We start from the raw sequence: 17,435 nt of genomic DNA, 5'->3' as shown, positions 1-17,435 counted from the left end.
GTATCATTCGTGGATGTTCCAGAACCAGACGGGCAGGCTGTGGGCAAATCATAGGAGACCGCAGCAATGACCCTGTTTGAACCGAACACGACGCTGATGGGCATGGGATGCTGGCCGATTGGCGGCGCGATGTTTAATGGCGACACCTCTCTGGGCTATTCCCGCAGCGATGATGGCGAGGCGATCCAGGCAATCCACGCGGCGCTGGATGCAGGCATTCACCTGTTCGACACCGCTGCCGCCTATGGGGCGGGCCATGCCGACCGGCTTTTGGCGCAAGCACTGCGCGGGCGCAGCGAGGCGATGATTGTCAGCAAGATCGGGCTCAGGATCGACGAGGCAAGCAAGCAGGTGAGCGAAGCCGATGCTGACCCGAACCATGTGATCCCCGCCATTGAGCGCTGTCTCGATCGGCTGGACCGCGACTGCATCGACATTCTGCTGCTGCATGTGAATGACATGGAGGTGGCGCTGGCAGAGCCGCTCTTTGACCAGATGGAACAGGCGCGGGCGGCGGGCAAGATCCGCGGCTATGGCTGGAGCACCGATTTTACTGCCAGTGCCGAGGCGATGGCTGGTCGCGCCGGTTTTGTCGCGGTCGAACATGCGATGAATGTCTTTCTCGACGCGCCAAGGATGTCTGCGGCTCTGGACCGGCACGGGTTGACGCCACTGATCCGCTCGCCGCTGGCTATGGGGCTGTTGGGTGGAGGCTATGGCGCGGATAGCCTGCTGCCCGGTGATGATGTCCGGGCGGGTGATCAGAACTGGATTTCCTACTTCAGTGAGGGGCGACCGAACCCGGAATTTCTGACGCGCCTTGATGCGGTGCGCGAATTGCTGCAATCGGGCGGGCGCAGCCTTGCGCAGGGCGCGCTCTGCTGGCTCTGGGGGCGCTCGCCCGCCTGCATCCCGCTGCCCGGCGCGCGGAACGCAGCGCAGATCACCGATAGCGCGGGCGCCTTGCGCCATGGGCCACTGCCCCCGGCGGTGATGGATGAGATCGACGCGTTAATGCCGCGCAATCCCGAAGCTGAGGACCGCGCGAGATAAGAAGATTTTGCGTCGAAAGGCCTGGCCGCGCCGGGCCTACATCTCCATGCCCATATGCATCCGCATGTGCAGATCGCCCAGAATCCAGACCGTGCCCAGGATGATGATCAGCAGGACCATGGTTGAGAACAGGATCAGATCCAGATCCTCGCGGCTTTCACGTCGGCGGTCGATATGCAGGAAATAGGCCAGTTGCACGATCAGTTGCAGCAGGCCCAGCACGCCGATGGCGAGATAGACGAAACGTGTCTGCGGCCCATAAAGGTGGCCAATCCCGAAGGCGGTCATGGTCAGGGCCAGCGCAAACAGGAAGCCCCGGATATAGCGGCTGCGCTCGCGGGCGTGTTCGGCGTGTTTGTCATCCATAGGCCAGCCCTCCGAAATAGACGATGGTGAAGATGCCGATCCAGATCAGGTCGAGGAAATGCCAGAACAGGCCAAACCGCATCAGCCGCGATTTGATCTGATCGGTTACCCCGATCGCCCGCATCTGGATCATCAGGATTACCAGCCAGAGGCACCCGGTCGCCACATGCAGCCCGTGCAGGGGCACCAGCCCGTAAAAGGCCGACAGGAAGCCACTGCGCTGGGGCACGCCCCCTTTGGCGGCCATATTCATGAAATCCATGATCTCCAGCGTCAGGAAGCCAAGCCCCAAGAGCAGCGTCACCACCAGCCAGAAATACACGCGCCTTAAACCCAGGTGGTATTTGAGTGCCAGCGAGGCGAGGCCAACGGTCATGGAACTGGTCAAGAGCAGCACGGTCTGGGCAAACAGGCTGCGCAGGTCAAAGAGGTCATGCGGACCCGGCCCGCCCGCCTGCGCGTCGATCATGGTGATATAGATCGCGAACATCAGGCCGAAATAGACCAGGTCGCTCATGATGAAGACCCAGAAGCCGAACTGAACGGTCTCGACCCGTTGCTGCTGCTTGGGGTCGATATCGCCGAGATTTATGCCGGGATAGCTCTGGCTGTCGGAATGGCTCATGTCGCGCCCTCCATGTCCGGTCTTGCATAGCCCAGATTGGCGGGCGCGGTCTCATCATCGCGGTCCACGGCGGGCGTGCGTGCAACCAGATCGAGCCAGGCCTCGTGCTCCTGTTTGATCTGTGCGGCGGGGATCACGATCTCGGTTTCGGTACCGAAGCTCCAGACGATGATGATCAGCAGCATCGCGACCGAGACCAGCAGCGCCAGCCACCAGATCCACCAGACCAGCGCAAACATCCAGACGCCGCTGAGCACGCAGAGCAGGAAGCCGATGGGTGTGTTCCGGGGCAGTTCGATATCGTCATAGCCGGTGGGTTTTTGATAGGCGGTGCCATTTTCCTTCGCCTCGGCAAAGGCATCCCGGTCGCGGACCTGTGGCAGGACGGCGAAATTATAGGCGGGCGGTGGGGCCGGGATCGACCATTCCAGCGTGCGCCCATCCCACGGGTCCCCCACCGGCACCCGGTTCTGCGCCCGGTCGCGGATGCTGATATAAAGCTGCACCAGCACCGACAGCAGCGCCGACAGGATGATCAGCGCGCCGATCACGGCGGTGATCATATAGGGGTGGAAACTGGGGTCCTCCCAGCTGAAGGATCGGCGCGGCATGCCCATCAGGCCCACGAAATAAAGCGGCATGAAGGTGAATAGAAAGCCCACCACCCAAAGCAACACGGAAATGCGGCCCCAGCGCTCATCCAGGCGGAAGCCGAAGGCCTTGGGGAACCAGTAATTGACGCCCGCCAGCATCGCAAACAGCACGCCGGGCAGCAGCACATTGTGGAAATGCGCCACCAGGAACAAGGTGTTGTGGACCTGATAGTCAATGGTCGGGTTGGCGAGGATCACGCCGCTCAGACCGCCGATGACGAAGAGGATCAGAAAGCCGATCCCATAAAGCATCGGTACCGACAGACGGATGCGGCCGCGATACATGGTGGCCATCCAGTCATAGACTTTCACGCCCGTGGGGATGGCGATCAGCATGGTGGCCACGCCAAACACCGCGTTGATCAGCGCGCTCTGGCCCATGGTGAAGAAATGGTGCAGCCAGACGGTAAAGCTGAGCACCGCAATCGACATGGTGGCGATCACCAGCGAGATATAGCCATAGAGCTTCTTGGCCGAGAAGGTGGCGAAGACCTCGGAATAGATGCCATAGGCGGGCAGAACCAGCAGGTAGACCTCTGGGTGACCGAACAGCCAGAACAGGTTGGCATAGTTCATCATGTTGCCACCAAGGTCATTGGTGAAGAAATGGAAATCCAGATAGCGGTCGGCGGCCAGCAGCAGCGCGGCCACCCCCAGTGGCGGCATGGCGAAGATGATCAGGATCGAGGAGCAGATCACCGTCCAGCAGAACATCGGCAACCGCAGGAACCCCATCCCCGGCGCGCGCATCTTGTAGATCGTCACCGCGAAATTGATGCCGCTGAGCGTGGTGCCGATGCCCGAGACCACGATGGCCCAGATCCAGTAATCCGGCCCCACACCGGGGTTGAAGGCCGCCCCGGTATAAGGCGGGTAGGCCGTCCAGCCACCGGTGGAGAACTCGCCCACCACCAGCGACACCATCAGCATCATGCCCGCAGAAACGGTCAGGCCGAGGCTGATCTGGTTCATCACCGGAAAGGCCACGTCGCGGGCGCCGATCTGCAGCGGCATGATGAAGTTGATGAAGCCCACGACAAAAGGTACGGCGACAAAGAAGATCATGATCGTGCCATGGGTGCTGAACAGCTGGGCGAAATGGCCTGCCTCCAGAAACCCGTCGCCGGGGCCGGCGGCCTGCTGGGCGCGCATCACCACGCCCTCCAGCACGCCGCGCGCCAGCATCACCAGCGCAAAGACGATATACATGATGCCGATCTTCTTGTGATCGGTGCTGGTCAGCCAGTCGCGCCAGAGCGGCCCCCAGAGCTTGAAATAGCTCAGAATGAACAGCACCACCGCCGCGCCACCCACCAGCACCCCGCCGGCAGCATTTGCTACGATCTCGTTCACGCCGGGGTTCTTGAGCAGTGCGGCGATTGGCAGCGCATCCCAAGTCAGGCGGCCGAACAGGGTGGAGGACTCGACAGAGCTCATTGGGTGGCCTCCTGCCCGTAGCTTGTGGTGCCCGGCTGATCGGCATCAGGCAGCGCCGTGCCGTTGTGATAGCGGTGCACGATCTTGTCGAAGAGCCCGGCATCGGGCAGCGTGAAATAAAGCGCGGTCTCGGGCATGTCGGGGGTGGCGAGTGCCTGTTGCACCTCGGTCCGGTCGCTGCGCTGGGCGAGGATGCGATAGGTGTCGTCATCCAGCGCGCGGCCCTTGCTGCGCACGGTATCGACCCAAGCTTCGAAGTCATCCGCCTCCATCACCACCGCGTCGAATTTCTGACCTGTAAAGCCGCGCCCGTTATATTGCGTGTTCTCACCCTGCATCCGGCCCGGTTCGCTTGCCGCCAGATGCAGCTGCGTGGTCATACCGGGCATGGCATAGATCTGGCCGCCAAGGGCGGAGATCAGGAACGATTGCATCACCGTATCGGTGGTCAGTTCCATGGCGATCTGTCGGTCCACCGGCATGCCCATCTCACCCACGGTGGCGATGCCCAGTTCGGGATAGATGAACAGCCATTTCCAGTCGAGGCCCACCACCTGCACCTCAACCGCCGGATCACTGCCGAAATTGGCGGCATAGGGATCAAGCCGATGGGTCGCTTTCCAGAGATACACCGACAAGATCGCTACGATCAGCACCGGCACGCTCCACATGGTGGTTTCCAGCAGTGGCGAGAACTCCCATTTGGGCCGATAGGCGGCAGAGGAGTTCTTGCGCCGCCGGTAGCGCCACACGATCAGCGGCACCAGCACTAGCACCGGGATCACGGCGATCATGATCAGGGCGGTCGCGCGGATCAGATGGTTCTTCTGGGCCAGTGCGACGGGGCCTTGCGGGTCCATGAAACTGTTGCTGTCCGCCAGCGCGGGCATCGCCGCAAGCATGACTGCCGAGACAACCAGAACTGGCAGGGCCGCAAAGGGCCGGGCTGAATTCATCACGCTTACCCGCCTTACTATGTCACTGATCCACTTGGACTATCGGGGCAGGGGGGCAGATTCTCAAGCTCTTTTCGTGGGCAGATCACAATCCGGACCACCAGGCGGGTCAACGGCGCCGGTGCACAAGGCCATACCACCCATAGATGAGCGGTAGGATCGCGCGGCGCCAGCCGCCCAGTTCGAACCGGCGCAAGCCTCTTGTCATGAGCGCGGGCGTGGCGGGGCCGTGCCCAGTGATCTGCGCCGCCAGCAACGCGCCCGCATAGCTGCCCATAGCCACTCCGTTGCCGTGATAACAGAGCGCAGCCCAGGTGCGCGCCATGCCGGGGATCGGACCGGAAAAGGGGGTCAGATTGCGCGAAAGACAGACCAGCCCGGACCAGTGATGCGTGATCTCGACATCTTTCCATGCCGGAAAGAACCGGATGAAATCTGCGCGCGCCTGTCGGAGCGTTGCCGTGTCGCTTTCTTCCGTACAGCGCCACGCGGCGCGCAGGCCAAACAGCATGCGGTTTTCCGGCAGCAGGCGGAAATAATGCAGCAAATGGCGGCTGTCATAGCACATCTGTCGGCTGGTCCAGCCTTGTGCGGCCAGTTCGCCCTCAGTCAACACGCGGGTGGTGAGGATGGCCGAGGGCACCGGCAGGTAGCGCCCGCCCAGCCAGGGCGGAAGCTTCTCCGAGCTATAGCCATTGGTGGCGATGATCAGGTTTATCGCCCGCACCTCACCTTGCGCGGTTTGCACCAGGTGCCTGCCATCCGGGGCGGTCTTCAGCCCCGTCACGGCGCTGTTGCCATGAAGGCGCACACCCGCAGCCTCTGCTGCCTGTGCCAGACCGATGACGTATTTCATCGGGTTGAGTGCAAAGCCGATAGGAGTGGTCAGGGCGGCGTGAAACTCCGGGCTGGCCAATCCGTGTGACGCCAGGGCCTCGCGCGGCAGGAATTCGGCATCGACGCCATATATTTCTCGTATCTCGCCGATCAGTGCCTGTAGCCCGGCCACGGCGCTTGGCGAATGGGCCAGGCATGTCTCGCCCCGTGAATGGATGTCTGCATCTATCCCACAATCACTCAGCCGGGCGCGCACGAAATCAACCGCTTCGCGCTCGGCCTGCAGATAGGCCAGTGCCCCCTCGCGACCCACCTGGCGCGTCAGTGTTTGGAACCCGGCGGCTGAGCCGCCCAGACAGCAGAACCCACCATTGCGCCCCGAGGCGCCCCAGCCGGGTTGCTCACCCTCAAGCACCACCACATCCTGACCCGCGCGCGCCAGCTCCAAAGCGGCGTTCAGCCCGGTATAGCCCGCGCCGATCACGGCGGTGTCGCAGCTATGCCCGCCCGAAAGCGGCGCGTAGCGCGGTGGGGAGACCGTGGTGGGCCAATAGCTGTTCGCGATGGGCTCCGGCCCATAGGCGCGCTTCTCAAAGAGGCGCGTCATGTCTGTGTGGCCAACTGCTCCTCGCGCCTGCGCTGCAGGGCGGCGCGTTTGGTGGCCAGCGAGGCGATGATGACCCCCACGGCGACGACGGCGATCATCAGGGTCGACAGCGCGTTGATCTCGGGGCTGACGCCCAGCCGCACCGATGAGAAAATCTTGATCGGCAAAGTGGTCGAAGAGGGGCCCGAGGTGAAGGACGCGATCACCAGATCATCCAGCGACAGGGTGAAGGCCAGCAGCCACCCGGAGATCACCGCAGGCGCGATGATGGGCAGGGTGACCAGCCGGAACGCCTCGGCCGGGGCGCAGCCCAGATCAAGCGCGGCCTCTTCCAGCGAGCGATCAAAGGTGACGAGGCGCGAGGACACGACCACCGAGACATAGCACATCGAAAAGGTGGTATGGGCCAGCACGATGGTGAAGATGCCGCGATCCAGTCCGATGCCGATGAACAGCAAGAGCAGCGACAGGCCAGTGATCACCTCGGGCATGACCAGCGGGGCGTAGATCATGCCGGAAAACAGCGTGCGGCCAAAGAACCGCCCGCCGCGCACCAGCACATAGGCCGCCATGGTGCCCAGCACGGTGGCGATGGTCGAGGAGAACACGGCGACCCGCAGGGTGACCCAGGCGGCATCCAGAAACGCCTCGTTCTGCAACAGTTCGCCATACCATTTGGTCGAGAATCCCGCCCAGACCGTAACCAGCTTACTTTCGTTGAAGCTGAAGATGATCAGGATCACCATCGGCAGGTAGAGAAAGGCAAAGCCCAGCGTCAGCGACACCACGTTGAACCAGCTCAGCCGCGTCATTGGTCGGCCTCCTGCTGTTTCTGCTGGTTGCGCTGGAACAGCACGATCGGGATCACCAGGATCAAGAGCAGCACCACCGCCACCGCTGAGGCCACCGGCCAGTCGCGATTGGAGAAGAACTCCTCCCACAGCACCTTGCCGATCATCAGGGTGCCCGACCCGCCCAGCAGTGAGGGGATCACAAATTCCCCCAGCGCCGGGATGAAGACCAGGAAGCAGCCCGCAATGATGCCGGGGCGTGACAGGGGCAGCGTGACCAGCCAGAAGGCCATCAGCCGCGAGCAGCCCAGATCCTCGGCCGCCTCGATCAGCGATCCGTCCAGCCGGTCAAGCGCGGCATAGATGGGCAGGATCATGAAGGGCAGATAGGTGTAGACGATGCCGATATAGACGGCGGTATTGGTGTTGAGGATAGTCAGCGGGCTGTCGATGATGCCAATCCACAGCAGGAACTGGTTCAGGAACCCCTCCTGGCTGAGGATACCCATCCACGCATAGACCCGGATCAGGAACGAGGTCCAAAAGGGCAGGATGACCAGCATCATCAGCGTGGCGCGCCACTGCTCGGGGCTGCGCGCCATGCCATAAGCGATGGGAAAGCCGATCAGCAGGGTCAGGATGGTTGAACAGGTGGCGATCCAGAGGCTGCTCAGGTAAGCCTTCCAATAGAGATCATCCTCGGTCAGCCAGACGAAATTCTCCAGATCGAGCCCGGCAAAAAACTCCCGGATGCCCGCCCAGCCCTGCGACAGGTCCAGCGTGGGCGTATAGGGCGGGATGGCGAGTTCGGTATCCGACAGCGAGATCTTGAGCACGATCACGAAGGGGATCAGGAACAGGACCAGCAGCCAGGCATAAGGGACGGCGATCAGGAAGAACCGCCGCATCAGTTCGCCAGCAACACGCCCGCGGTGGCGGTCCAGGACAGCCAGACGGGGTCTTCCCATGTGAAGGAGCGGCGCGAGATGCGGCGGGTGTTTGCGGTCTGTGCCTTGATCACCAGACCATTGGGCAATTCGACGTGATAGGTCGACAGATTGCCCAGATACGCGATGTCGAGCACTTTGCCGCGCACCGCGTTTGCCGCATCCTCGGGGCGCTCGGCGCTGATCGTCACCTTCTCGGGCCGGATCGCCAGATGGCAGGTCTGCCCGGCGGAAAATGACTTGGTGGAATTTGCGATCAGCGGCGGCTGGCCTTCGGTCCAGAACAGGCGATAGCCGTCGCCCTCGCCGGGGTTGGCCTGTCCTTGAATGATGTTCACATCCCCAATGAAATCAGCTACATAGACCGAGTTTGGCGACTCGTAGATGCGGTCAGGCGTGTCGGCCTGAATGATGCGGCCATGATCCATCACCGCCACGCGGCTGGCCACGGTCATCGCCTCTTCCTGATCATGGGTGACGATCACGAAGGTGGTGCCGGTGGTTTCCTGAATATCCATCAACTCGAACTGCGTGTCCTGGCGCAGTTTCTTGTCGAGCGCGCCCAGCGGTTCGTCCAGCAGCAGCAGCTTCGGCGCCTTCGCCAGCGAGCGCGCCAGCGCCACCCGCTGGCGCTGCCCGCCGGAAATCTGATGTGGCTTGCGGCGGGCGAACTGTTCCAGCCGGGTCAGTTTCAGCATTGCCTCGACGCGTTCCTGAAGATCTAGTTTCGGCATCTTGTCGCGTTTCAGCCCAAAGGCGATGTTGTCCCAGATGCTGAGATGGGGAAACAGCGCGTAAGACTGGAACATCATGTTCACCGCGCGCTGGTTGGGTGGCACCGGGGCGATGTCCTGCCCGGCCAGTTCGATCACGCCGCTGGTCGGCGTCTCGAACCCGGCAAGCATCCGCATCATGGTGGTCTTGCCGCAGCCCGAGGGACCCAGCAGGGCAAAGAACTCTTTCTCGAAGATATCCAGCGACAGATCGTCAATGGCTGTGAAGGTGCCGAATGACTTGGTGACGTTTTTGAACCGGATCAACGGCTGGGCCTGGGGATCTTCCCAGGGGGCAAAAGCGGAGGCGTCCACGGCAGGTCCTTGTTCTGAAAGAAAACGGCGGGGCGCTGCCTGCGTCCCGCCGGGGTCCAGCTCAGGTGCCGGATTTGACCTTGGTCCACATCCGCGTCACGACCCGTTGGACCTTGGACGGGTAGGGCGACTTGGTATAGAGCTTTTCCAGTGTCGCATCATCGGGATAGATCGCGACATCCCCGATCACGTCTTCGGCCAGAAACTCCTGTGACGCCTTGTTGCCATTGGCGAAATAGACGTAGTTCGAGGCTGCCGCCATATTCTGCGCGTCCATGATGAAGTTCAGGAAAGCATGCGCCCCTTCGGGATTGGGCGCATCGGTGGGGATGGCCATCTGGTCGAACCACATCAGCGAGCCCTGCGCGAAGGGATGATAGGCAATCTCGACCCCGTTATCGGCCTCGACCGCGCGGTCGCGCGCCTGCAGCACGTCACCCGACCAGCCAACAGCCACGCAGATATCGCCATTGGCCAGCGCGTTGATATATTCCGAGCTGTGGAACTTCTTGATATGCGGGCGCACCGCCAGCAGCGGGGCTTCGGCCTTACTAATCACGTCGGGGTCGTTGCTGTCCGGGTCTTCGCCCAGATATTGCAGTACCATCGGCACGATCTCGGTCGGGGCATCCAGGAAATAGACACCGCAATCGGCCAGCTTCTCCATATTGGCCGGGTCCAGCACCAGATCCATGCTGTTGAGCGGTGCGTCCTCGCCCAGCACTTCCTTGACCTTGCCCACGTTCATCCCGACGCCGGTTGTGCCCCACATGTAGTTGATCGAGTATTCATTGCCCGGATCATATTGCGAGGTCCGGTCTTCGATCATGTCCCACATGTTGCCCGCATTGGGCAGTTTGGATTTATCGAGCTTTTGGAACGCGCCCGCCGAGACCTGCCGCTGCAGGAAATCGCCGGTCGGCACCACGACATCATAACCCGAGCCGCCCGCCAGCATCTTGGTTTCCAGAACCTCGTTGCTGTCAAAGACGTCATAGATCAGGTCATAGCCCGTCTCTTCCTCGAATTTTTTCAGCAGGTCTTCGTCGATATAGTCCGACCAGTTATAGACACGTACCTCTTCGGCCCAGACCGCAAACGGCGCCAGAAGCGCGACGGTCGCGAGGGCGCCAGTGAGTTTTCTTGGCATTCAATCCTCCTGTTGGTCACGATGGGCATGGTGTCGGATTTTGATCAAAACCGATTCTTTTTCATCCCCGGAGAACAGTATGATAGTTTTTTGACAGTTGAGTAGAGTGAATTGATGCCGCGACCCAATCGATCTCTGGAGAAAGATCAAAAAATGAACCGGCTTGTTGGAAAACGGCCTGAACATGAGGCGATCTATATTCAGGTTAAGGAGTTGATTTTGTTTGGCGAGGTCGTGCCGGGGCAGCCGCTGACGATCCATGGTCTGGCCGACATGATCGGCGCGGGAATCACTCCGGTGCGCGAGGCGATGCGTCGTCTGACCGCCGAAGGGGCGCTGGCGGCCCGCGAAAACCGCCGGGTCGAAGTGCCGGTGATGACGCCCGACAGGCTGGCCCAGATTGATCTGGTGCGTCTGACGGTCGAGCCGAAACTGGCCCTGATGGCGGCATCGCGGGGCGCTGCGGCAGTCATGCCGGATATGGAGCGGTTGGATGCGCGGGTCGATCAGGCCATCAAGGGCGGCGATATCCGCGGTTATCTTGAGGCGAATTTTCGGTTCCATTTCACGCTTTATGACGCGGCAGAGGCGCCGATCCTGCGGCGGATTGCCGAATCGCTGTGGTTGCAGGCCGGCCCCTCGCTGCGGGTTGTCTGCGGGCGCTATGGCACCTCGAACCTCAAGGACCTGCACCAGCAGGCGATCGCGGCGCTGCGTAGCGGTGCGCCCCAGGATGTCGCCGACGCGATCGAAGGCGATATCCGGCAGGGGATGGATTTCGTCCGCCAGACCCTGACGGATTGAGCCGGGCCGCGCCTTGATCCTGTGGCGCGCGAGGTGGATTGACGCAGGCCCATAATTTGATCAAAATCCAGCAGTCTCACCTGACTTCATCCTCGCGGGATCAACCCGGACCGGTGGCCAGACCATGCCACCCGCCGGATTGAACGCCATAGCTCAAGAGATCCGAAATGACGACAATGGCCAATCACCTGCCCACCGCAGAGCTGCAAGCGCTGGATGCGGCGCATCATCTACATCCGTTTTCCCACAATCAGGATCTGGGCCAGAAAGGCGCCCGCGTGATCAAAAGCGCGAAAGGGGTCTGGCTGAAGGACAGCGACGGGAACGAGATCATCGACGGAATGGCCGGGCTGTGGTGCGTCAATATCGGCTATGGGCGCGACGAACTGGCTGACGTAGCGGCCCGACAGATGCGCGAACTGCCCTATTACAACACGTTTTTTCAAACCACGCATACACCGGCTTTGATGCTGGCCCAGAAACTGGCCGAACTGACGCCGGGCGATCTGAACCATGTGTTCTTTTCGACCGGTGGGTCGGATGCCAATGACACCAATATCCGTATGGTGCGCACCTATTGGGCCGAAAAAGGCCAGCCCGAGCGCAACGTGATCATCTCGCGCTGGAACGCCTATCACGGCTCGACCATCGGCGGCACCAGCCTGGGCGGGATGAAGGGGATGCACGGGCAGGGCGGCTTGCCGATCCCGGGGATCGAGTTCATTGACCAACCAAACTGGTGGGCCGAGGGTGGCGAGATGACGCCCGAAGAGTTCGGTTTGGAACGCGCCCGCCAGCTGGAGGCCAAGATCAAGGAGGTCGGGCCGGACAAGGTTGCCGCCTTTATCGGGGAACCGGTGCAGGGTGCCGGCGGCGTGATCGTCCCGCCTGCGAGCTACTGGCCGGAAATCCAGCGCATCTGCCGCGAATATGGCATCCTGCTGATCGCCGATGAGGTGATTTGCGGCTTTGGCCGCACCGGCAACTGGTTCGGCTCGCAGAGCTTCGGGATCGAGCCGGATATCATAACACTGGCCAAGGGGCTGAGCTCGGGCTATCAGCCCATCGGGGCCTCGGTGGTGACGGGCGAGATCGCGCAGATCTTGTCGGGGACCGATTTCAACCACGGCTACACCTATTCCGGCCATCCTGTCGCCGCTGCGGTGGCGCTGGAAAATCTGCGAATACTGGAAGAAGAGGACATCGTGGGGCACGTTCAGCGCGTTGCCGGTCCCTATCTGAAGGAGAGGTGGGAAGCGCTGCTGGATCACCCGCTGGTGGGTGAGGCGAAGATCGCGGGCATGATGGCCTCGGTTGCGCTGACGCCAGAGAAAGCCAGCCGTGCGCCCTTCGCCTCGGAGCCGGGCGTGGTGGGCCATATCTGCCGCGACCGCTGCTTTGCCAATAACGTGATCATGCGCCATGTAGGTGACCGGATGATCATCTCGCCGCCGCTGGTCATCACTCCGGACGAGATCGACATTCTGATCGCGCGGGCACGCCTGTCGCTGGATGAATGCCTGGCGCGGCTGGAGGCGGACGGTCTGAACCGGGCGGCCTGAGTTTGTGGACCTGCTGAGCGCCAATGACCGGCCGGGGGAATACCCCGCGTCCTACTACGCGGCGACCGCCCGGCAGCTTGACCCGTTTGAGCCCGCACGCGGTGCGCTGAGCTGTGATGTCTGCGTGGTGGGCGGTGGCTTTACCGGGTTGTCGGCGGCGCTGCATCTGGCCCGCCGCGGCTATGACGTGGTGTTGTTGGAGGCGCAGCGCGTCGGTTTCGGCGCTTCGGGCCGCAATGGCGGGCAGGTGGGGCAGGGGCAGCGGGTGGAGCAGGACGCGCTGGAAGAGATGCTGGGCAAACCCCATGCGCGCGCGCTGTGGCAGATCGCAACGCAATCGGTTGATCTGGTGCGCGCGCTCTGCGCTGAGATCGACATGCCGTTCCATGACGGGATCATCCATGCCGATCACCGCGCACGTTATGTGCCCCATAGCCGGGCGTATGCGGACAAGCTCAAGTCCGAATATGGCTATGACAAGATCCGGCCTCTGGATGCCGAGGAATGTCGCCATCTGGTGAACTCGCCCGCCTATCACGGTGGCACCATCGACATGGGCGCGGGGCATATCCACCCGCTGAACTTCGCGTTCGGGCTGGCGCGCTTGGCGGTGCTGTCGGGGGTGCGGATATTCGAGCGTTCCAATGTTCAGGACTTGGATGCGGGCACCCCGACGCAGTTGCGCACTCCGGACGCGACTATTTCCGCGCGCTATGTGGTGCTGGGCTGCAATGGCTATCTGGGAGGGTTGCAGCCCGAGGTGGCGGCACGGGTCATGCCGATCAACAACTACATCCTCGCCACCGAGCCGATGACGCCGGAGCAGCAGGAAGACCTGATCCGAGGCAATGTTGCCGTGGCTGACAGCAAATTCGTGGTGAACTATTTCCGGTTTTCCGATGATCACCGGCTGCTGTTTGGGGGAACCGAAAGCTATGGCTACCGCTTCCCGGCGGATATCGCCGCGAAAGTGCGCAAGCCGATGCTGGAGATCTTTCCGCAACTGCGTGAGACCCGGGTTGACTATGCCTGGGGCGGGACGCTGGGCATCACCATGAACCGGATGCCGCATTACGCGCGGCTGCGCGGGAATATCCTGTCGCTGTCGGGGTTTTCCGGGCATGGGGTGGGGATGGCCACACTCTCGGGCCAGATCGCCTGTGAGGCCATTGCCGGGCAGGCCGAGCGCTTTGATCTGATGGCGCAGGTCCCGACCGGCCGCTTTCCCGGCGGTGCTGCGCTACGCTCGCCGCTGCTGGTGCTGGCAATGCTCTGGTACAGCCTGCGCGACAGGCTGTAGCGAACGGGTCTGCTAGACGATGGCAAAGCTCGGCTTTGAGAGTCTGTCGGATCAGCCTGGACCGCTCAGCTCTGCTTTGGAACGTCGCGGCAGATTACCCATCCCCTGGGGTCAAATCTACCCGGGGCCACCTTGCCCTCCGGCCCTATCACAATAGTCTCAAGGGCCCTTTGATGTGATTCCCGCGTCAGGTAAGAGAGGGGGACAGCCAGCAAGACATTGCGGGTGTTCGAATTCAGCGCAAGCAACTGGGTGCCGGTCGATGATGCTTCTCCGTTTCGCTCTTGTTTTAGTGGCAAGTCTACTTCCTCTGGGACTGCGCGCGCAGTCTGGCGACGCTCCTGCCTCGACGCTTTCAGTGGAACTGAACGCCGTTCAGGACGTCGGCGAGGCGTGCCGATTGTCCTTCCTGGTGGAAAACCTTACCGGAAAAACCATCGATGAAGCGGTGTTTGAGACCGTGATTTTCGACAATGCGGGTGGGGTTGTAACCCTTTCGCTGTTTGATTTCCGTGACCTGCCGGTCGGTCGCCCGCGTGTGCGCCAGTTTGACCTTCCGGGGCGGGCCTGCAATGCCGTGGGCCGCGCATTGATCAATGGCGCAAGATCATGCGTCGTGGAAGGGGTCGAGAGCGATGTTTGTCAGGAGGCTTTGTCGCTCAGTAGTCGGGTCGATATGGAGTTGCTTGGATGAACCTGCTGAATTCCCTTCGTGAAATTCTTGCCCTTGGCGGGCCTGTTGTAGCGATCCTGCTCTTCATGTCGGTGCTGACCGTGGCGGTGACGCTTTATAAGCTTTGGCAGTTTGCCGCTTGCGGCGTGGGGCGGCATCGGGTTTTGTCTCAGGCCCTGCAGGATTGGGATGCGGGCGATCGACGCGCGGCGCGTGAGCGGCTTTCAAAGAGCAACAGCTATCTCGCACCCATCGTGGCAGCGGCGATGGATGCGCGGGACACGCCAAATCTGGATGACCGTCTGGATGCGGAGGCCGGGCTGGCGCTTGCCGGGCTTGAGCGTGGTTTCCGCCTTTTGGATACGGTCGCCCAGCTCGCGCCACTCCTTGGTTTGTTCGGGACGGTTTTAGGGATGATTGACGCGTTCCAGAGCCTTCAGAGTGCTGGTGCCTCGGTCGATCCGTCGCTTCTCGCGGGAGGTATCTGGGTTGCCTTGGTGACAACGGCCGTGGGTCTCGCCGTGGCGATGCCAACCTCGATGCTCTTGTCCTGGTTCGAAAGCCGCACCGCGCGCGAACGGGTGTTTGCCGACAAGGCCTTGCGGACGGTCCTGGTGCCGGGCCAGCCCATTCAGGAAACGGCGGGCGCCGATCAGCCTTTGGCCGCGCATGGGCATGCGTAACACAGCCCCCTTTGTCCGACGCCCGATGTCGATGACGCCGCTGATAGACGTCATTTTTCTTCTTCTGCTGTTCTTCATGCTGTCTTCGACCTTTTCGAGGTTCGCCGAGATCGAATTGAGCAGTGCAGCCGCAAGCACATCGGCCCCGGACCAGCCCGTCGAGCGGATATTTGTTCAGATTGGTGCCGAACGGCTCACCATGAACGGAGTTGCGGCAACACTGGACGAGCTGTCCGCGCAGATCGAAACGGGGCAGGTTCTGGTGAGCCTGGATGCGGATACCTCGGCACAGCGGCTTGTCGATCTTCTGGTCCGGTTGCGCGGGCGCGAAGGTCTGACCGTGACCGTGCTGGAGTGAGCTCATGATCCGCGCCACGCGCCCAAGCCGCAAACGCGATTCGACAATTCCCCTGATCAACGTCGTCTTCCTGATGCTGATCTTTTTCCTGATCGCCGGGACCCTCGCACCACCAATCGACCCCGATCTGAACCTGGTGGATACCTCGGAACTGGACGGGCGCGAACCACCCGATGCGTTGGTGCTAAACCGAGAAGGCGTGTTGAGTTTTCGCGGTCGTCCAATCGATCCCGAAACATATATGGCAAGCCATGAATCCGGAGCGGTAAGGATCGTGCCGGATCGCGACGCTTCGGGTCCCCGTTTGATGGAAATCACCGGGGCACTCCGCAGGCTGGGCGCGCCCTCGGTGTTTCTTGTGACTGAACAGGCCCTCGAATGATCCGCAGGTCTGCACTCGTCGCCGTAGTGGCCCTTGTTGTTTCGCTCTTGGGGCACCTCGTGTTTCTCAGTTTCACTGTGGCTGATCTGTCGGAGACGCAGGCAGGGGTCAGCCCGAGCGAGGCGGTGGAGCTGGGATCTGCGTTTGAAGATTTTGCCGATGCCCCGCCAGAGCCGGTTCAACCGGACGCCGCTGAGGTGCCCGAGCCCCCGGTTGAGGAGACGGTGGAGCCCGAGCAGGCAGAAATCCCAACCAGCGACGCACTTGTGGCCTCTGCTGATCCCCAGGATGTGTCCTCACCCGATATCGGCGCGCAACCGGATGCGCCCGAGGCGGAGGTGAGCGACCCTGTTGAGCCGTCGGAGGCGGATACTGGTTCGTCTGATGAGAACACCGTTGCGTCGGTCGAACCCGATACAACGGTTGAAACGCCTCAGGAACCCCCCGCAGCAGGGATTGAGACGGCTGAGGTGCCCGATGCAGAGGCGTCAGCGCCCCCCGAGCCGCAGGTGTCGGCCGCCTTGTCCGCACCGGACTCCGCTGTGGTCCCGGTCGTTCCGTCAGAGAGTGATCTGCTGGCAGCGGACATCCCTGCGACACGTGTCGAACCTTTGGAGGATGGCGCGGAAACCCCGTCAGAAAGCGAAACGCAGGAGTCCGAGCAGGCTGTGGTTGTTTCGAAACGCCCGCGCCTTCCAAGCCGCAGACCGCCTGCCGAACCACGGGGCACGCTCAACGGGTTCAGTAATTTTGACAACCTGCGCAATCCTCAACAAACCGTGGACTCTCCACTGACTCTCTTTCAAAGGGATTCTGTTGATGCGTTCGCCAGTAGCAGGACGCAAAGCCGGTCCGGTGGGCGCGGGCCGGGGAATTCCAACGTCACCAATTATGCGGGTCAGGTTCTGGTTCATTTGAACCGTGCCCCGGTTGTCTATGTGTCGGTTCGTGGCTTTGCGCAGGTGTTTTTCGAAATCAACCCTGACGGTTCGCTGGCATGGGTGGATATCGTCGACAGCTCGGGGTCACCCGAACTGGAGCGCGCTGCCAAGGAACAGGTGCGACGCGCCGTTCCATTTCCGCCGCCGCCACAGGGGGTGAGCCGCAAGCTTTCGTTTTATTATCAAAACAGTTGATCCGGCAGCACAGCCCGATCAGAAAAA

At 61.7% G+C, this 17,435-nt stretch carries 18 protein-coding genes; 9 read left to right on the top strand and 9 right to left on the bottom strand.

The window, feature by feature from the left end; genetic code table 11:
* Positions 1–66: 66 nt before the first annotated feature.
* Positions 67–1,053, top strand: coding sequence for an aldo/keto reductase (locus Q5Y75_RS12795; protein ID WP_306197889.1), 987 nt, complete (start codon positions 67–69; stop codon positions 1,051–1,053).
* 36 nt (positions 1,054–1,089) lie between these two features.
* Here the strand turns inward: Q5Y75_RS12795 and Q5Y75_RS12790 are convergent, their stop codons facing one another.
* The 9 genes from Q5Y75_RS12790 to Q5Y75_RS12750 all read right to left on the bottom strand — a co-directional run bounded on the left by Q5Y75_RS12790 (position 1,090) and on the right by Q5Y75_RS12750 (position 10,510).
* Positions 1,090–1,419, bottom strand: coding sequence for a cytochrome o ubiquinol oxidase subunit IV (locus Q5Y75_RS12790; RefSeq protein ID WP_306197886.1), 330 nt, complete (start codon positions 1,417–1,419; stop codon positions 1,090–1,092).
* Positions 1,412–2,044, bottom strand: a complete 633-nt coding sequence (locus tag Q5Y75_RS12785; RefSeq protein WP_306197884.1) for a cytochrome c oxidase subunit 3 — start codon at positions 2,042–2,044, stop codon at positions 1,412–1,414. Before Q5Y75_RS12785 ends, Q5Y75_RS12790 begins: the two co-directional genes overlap by 8 nt.
* A complete protein-coding gene (locus Q5Y75_RS12780) occupies positions 2,041–4,134 on the bottom strand; it encodes a cbb3-type cytochrome c oxidase subunit I (protein WP_306197881.1) in 2,094 nt (697 codons plus the stop codon). The genes Q5Y75_RS12785 and Q5Y75_RS12780 overlap by 4 nt, the downstream gene beginning before the upstream one ends.
* Positions 4,131–5,090, bottom strand: a complete 960-nt coding sequence (locus tag Q5Y75_RS12775; protein WP_306197979.1) for a cytochrome ubiquinol oxidase subunit II — start codon at positions 5,088–5,090, stop codon at positions 4,131–4,133. The genes Q5Y75_RS12780 and Q5Y75_RS12775 overlap by 4 nt, the downstream gene beginning before the upstream one ends.
* 109 nt (positions 5,091–5,199) lie before the next feature.
* A complete protein-coding gene (locus tag Q5Y75_RS12770) occupies positions 5,200–6,534 on the bottom strand; it encodes an NAD(P)/FAD-dependent oxidoreductase (protein ID WP_306197879.1) in 1,335 nt (444 codons plus the stop codon).
* Positions 6,531–7,346 (bottom strand): ABC transporter permease, encoded by an 816-nt coding sequence (locus Q5Y75_RS12765; RefSeq protein WP_306197877.1) that lies wholly within the window; start codon positions 7,344–7,346, stop codon positions 6,531–6,533. The genes Q5Y75_RS12770 and Q5Y75_RS12765 overlap by 4 nt, the downstream gene beginning before the upstream one ends.
* Positions 7,343–8,233, bottom strand: a complete 891-nt coding sequence (locus tag Q5Y75_RS12760) for an ABC transporter permease subunit (RefSeq protein WP_306197875.1) — start codon at positions 8,231–8,233, stop codon at positions 7,343–7,345. Before Q5Y75_RS12760 ends, Q5Y75_RS12765 begins: the two co-directional genes overlap by 4 nt.
* Positions 8,233–9,360: an ABC transporter ATP-binding protein gene (locus Q5Y75_RS12755; protein ID WP_306197873.1), complete on the bottom strand. Its 1,128-nt coding sequence runs from the start codon at positions 9,358–9,360 to the stop codon at positions 8,233–8,235. Before Q5Y75_RS12755 ends, Q5Y75_RS12760 begins: the two co-directional genes overlap by 1 nt.
* 61 nt (positions 9,361–9,421) lie before the next feature.
* A complete protein-coding gene (locus Q5Y75_RS12750) occupies positions 9,422–10,510 on the bottom strand; it encodes a polyamine ABC transporter substrate-binding protein (protein WP_306197871.1) in 1,089 nt (362 codons plus the stop codon).
* A 153-nt stretch (positions 10,511–10,663) separates the two neighbouring features.
* Here Q5Y75_RS12750 and Q5Y75_RS12745 point away from each other — a divergent pair, with 153 nt between their 5' ends.
* The 8 genes from Q5Y75_RS12745 (at position 10,664) to Q5Y75_RS12710 (ending at position 17,408) form a co-directional block, all read left to right on the top strand.
* Positions 10,664–11,314: a GntR family transcriptional regulator gene (locus Q5Y75_RS12745; RefSeq protein WP_306197869.1), complete on the top strand. Its 651-nt coding sequence runs from the start codon at positions 10,664–10,666 to the stop codon at positions 11,312–11,314.
* Between the two features lie 167 nt (positions 11,315–11,481).
* On the top strand, positions 11,482–12,876 hold the full coding sequence (locus tag Q5Y75_RS12740) for an aspartate aminotransferase family protein (protein ID WP_306197867.1): 1,395 nt from the start codon (positions 11,482–11,484) through the stop codon (positions 12,874–12,876).
* Between the two features lie 4 nt (positions 12,877–12,880).
* Positions 12,881–14,176: an NAD(P)/FAD-dependent oxidoreductase gene (locus Q5Y75_RS12735; protein ID WP_306197864.1), complete on the top strand. Its 1,296-nt coding sequence runs from the start codon at positions 12,881–12,883 to the stop codon at positions 14,174–14,176.
* A 262-nt stretch (positions 14,177–14,438) separates the two neighbouring features.
* The gene (locus Q5Y75_RS12730) at positions 14,439–14,870 is read left to right on the top strand and encodes a hypothetical protein (protein ID WP_306197862.1); all 432 of its coding nucleotides are present in this window, start codon (positions 14,439–14,441) and stop codon (positions 14,868–14,870) included.
* Positions 14,867–15,532, top strand: coding sequence for a MotA/TolQ/ExbB proton channel family protein (locus Q5Y75_RS12725; protein ID WP_306197859.1), 666 nt, complete (start codon positions 14,867–14,869; stop codon positions 15,530–15,532). Before Q5Y75_RS12730 ends, Q5Y75_RS12725 begins: the two co-directional genes overlap by 4 nt.
* Positions 15,525–15,890, top strand: a complete 366-nt coding sequence (locus Q5Y75_RS12720) for an ExbD/TolR family protein (RefSeq protein WP_306197855.1) — start codon at positions 15,525–15,527, stop codon at positions 15,888–15,890. The genes Q5Y75_RS12725 and Q5Y75_RS12720 overlap by 8 nt, the downstream gene beginning before the upstream one ends.
* A 4-nt stretch (positions 15,891–15,894) precedes the next feature.
* Complete coding sequence (locus Q5Y75_RS12715; RefSeq protein ID WP_306197853.1) at positions 15,895–16,272, top strand: ExbD/TolR family protein; 378 nt, start codon at positions 15,895–15,897, stop codon at positions 16,270–16,272.
* Positions 16,269–17,408 carry an energy transducer TonB family protein gene (locus Q5Y75_RS12710; protein ID WP_306197851.1) on the top strand — a complete coding sequence of 380 codons (1,140 nt, stop codon included), beginning with the start codon at positions 16,269–16,271 and terminating at the stop codon, positions 17,406–17,408. The genes Q5Y75_RS12715 and Q5Y75_RS12710 overlap by 4 nt, the downstream gene beginning before the upstream one ends.
* Positions 17,409–17,435: the final 27 nt, after the last annotated feature.

Source organism: Ruegeria discodermiae (assembly GCF_030758345.1).
Classification (GTDB): Bacteria; Pseudomonadota; Alphaproteobacteria; order Rhodobacterales; family Rhodobacteraceae; genus Ruegeria_C.
This window is presented reverse-complemented; position numbering and strand designations above follow the sequence as displayed.